At 30.2% G+C, this 2,511-nt stretch carries 3 protein-coding genes; all 3 read left to right on the top strand.

Features of this window, described 5'->3' with window-relative positions:
* Positions 1-435, top strand: a 435-nt coding sequence (locus tag VK998_RS04395) for a M20/M25/M40 family metallo-hydrolase (RefSeq protein WP_325225920.1), incomplete at its 5' end; no start/stop codon positions are given.
* A gap of 24 nt (positions 436-459) precedes the next feature.
* Positions 460-1,653: a hypothetical protein gene (locus VK998_RS04390; protein WP_325225918.1), complete on the top strand. Its 1,194-nt coding sequence runs from the start codon at positions 460-462 to the stop codon at positions 1,651-1,653.
* A 140-nt stretch (positions 1,654-1,793) separates the two neighbouring features.
* Positions 1,794-2,511: hypothetical protein (locus tag VK998_RS04385; RefSeq protein ID WP_325225915.1), on the top strand; the 718-nt coding region annotated here is incomplete at its 3' end.

Raw genomic sequence — 2,511 nt, 5'->3', positions numbered from 1 at the left:
ATTAATGGGGGAGTAAAGACGAATATTACTCCAGAAGAAGCAGAGGCTTCAATAGATATAAGGACTATCCCTGGATTTGACCATGATGAAATTTTAAAGATGGCTTCTAGTATTGCTAAAAATATGGAAGAGGAAAATCTTGGGTTATCTATAGGAATACAGGTAGAAAATAATAGACCACCATTGACTATGGATGAAGAAAATAGTTTTATAAAAGATATCGTTAAAATATATGAAAAACTATCTTATCCAGTAGAATTTAAGGGAATAAACTTTTATACCGATGCATCACAACTTATACCGTTCCACAATATACCTTTTGTAATTCTAGGGCCTGGTGAAGAAAATATGTGTCATCAAAGGAATGAAAGAATAAAAATTGAATCCATTGAGAGAATGACAAAATTTTATACTTCTTATATAACTAATTCTTAGAAGGGAAGGATGAGGATGGAAGATATGAATACCAAAGATAGAAAATATAATACTGGTTCGGTAACAGGACTTATAATATCAATTGGAATAGGTTTTCTAATATTTTTTGTATTAAGCAATATAAATATAGTTAGCAATTGGCTAGACTATAATACTATAGTTGCGAATGCAGGCCATAATCCATTATATAAATTTATATGGTTTATTATGAACTTTACAGAAGCTCAATTTTATGCAGGTTTTTTTGCTTCTTTAGGGATAATAATTGGAGGATTTATAGCTTGGAGGCTAGATGTTAAGAATTCTAAATACAGAGGATTTGACGTTTCTTATGGTTCGAATTTATGGCCTTGGGTATTGGCATCTCAGCTATTGTCATTGTTTATTGCAGTATTTGTTTTAAATTATACTAGTTTTTTTGATTCCGGAGAATATACTTGGTTACCAACTTTTATCACAGTAGTAGGTGCTCCACCAGCAATAATGTTATTATATGGACCAAGTTACAAAGCCTTATTCACTGGGTCTATTCTTGGAGGAATTATGGGATTCCCAGTGGCTATGTGGATTAGTGATTATATAATTCCCCTAGTAGATGTACCAGGAGTAGTATCTAATGTATTTACAATGGCTATTACAGGAATATTGATTTGTGCTATATGTAAAGCTTTACCATGGATGGAAATGGTACCTGCAAAACCACATAATAGGAAAGAAAAATCTCAAGAAGAAACTTTAAAGGAAATGGAGAAACCTCTATGGTCTGTAAGAAGAGTTTTGGCAGATTTTTCTGAAGCTCAATTTTATGGTAATGAAATAGCTGGTTTATTAGTAGTGTTAGGAGTTTCTTTAGATTGGATATTAAATATGAATCATGGTGTTTATGGGGCAGGGGTAATTCCAGCTATTATACTATCTCAATTTATTGGTTCAGCAGTTGGAGTCTTTCTATATTTTAATAAATATGTAGAGAAAGGATGGTATGGCACCTATGTACCAGTAGTAAGCGTTGGACCAGCTTGTGTTTTAATGTTTGGTTCATCAATAGGGATTGCTGTTATAGCTGGTATATTAGGAGGAATAATTGGTCCTGCTTTAGCAGAGTATTTTTGTGATAAGCTTCCAGAAGGATATCATCCTACCATAGGGAATGTAACTTCCATGGGAGTTACAACCATAATAGTATCTGTTATAATCAAGGTACTCCCTTGGTTCTAATTGGGACAACGGGGACGGTTCTCACTGTCCCAATAATAAAGAGAAACTAGAAGTTATTTTTCTTCTAGTTTCTTTTTTAAGTTTTACAGACATATCAGATCTGTTATTATGTTATAATGTTTTTATTGGAGATGATTTAGATGCAAAAAAGATTTATAGATAAAAAAGAAGAATACAATAATTTATATAAATCCTTAGGGAAAAAGTATAATATAATAAGCAACATTAGATTTTTACTAATGGCATTAATTATTTACTTTGGATATAGAATATACAATAATTTTGGGAAAATGTTTTTAGTCTTGGAAATAATATTAGTGTTATTATTCTTAATCTTGGTAGTATATCATCAAAGGATAAGAGAAGAAAGGGAAAGGGCTAAGATTTTAGAGTATATAAATAGTAGATATATATCTAGAATAGATGGAACTTGGATAGAATTTGAAGATACAGGAAAGGAGTTTATAGATACTAGTCATGACTATTCAAATGATTTAGATATAGTAGGGGAAAACTCTATTTTTCAACTATTAAATATTACAAATACTCATATTGGAAGAAAAATATTTGTCAATAATCTTTTAAAACCAGATAAAGATAAGGAAAAGATTTATTTGAGACAAGAGGCCATTAAAGAATTAAGTGAAAAGTTAGACTTAGTACAGGAAATAGAGTATCTAACTTATAAATATAAAAAAGGCTTAAAAGACCCAGAGACTCTTATAAAATATGCAGAGTCGAAGGAAAATTTATTAAAAAGTAAATTTATCAAAAACTTAATTAGATTTATGCCTGTTTTACTCTTAGGTATAAATATATTTGGGATTATTTCTAGAAGCCTTTTTATAATTTATATAG

It is taken from the genome of Schnuerera sp. (assembly GCF_035459645.1).
In the GTDB taxonomy this organism is placed as follows: Bacteria; Bacillota; Clostridia; order Tissierellales; family Tepidimicrobiaceae; genus Schnuerera.
This window is presented reverse-complemented; position numbering and strand designations above follow the sequence as displayed.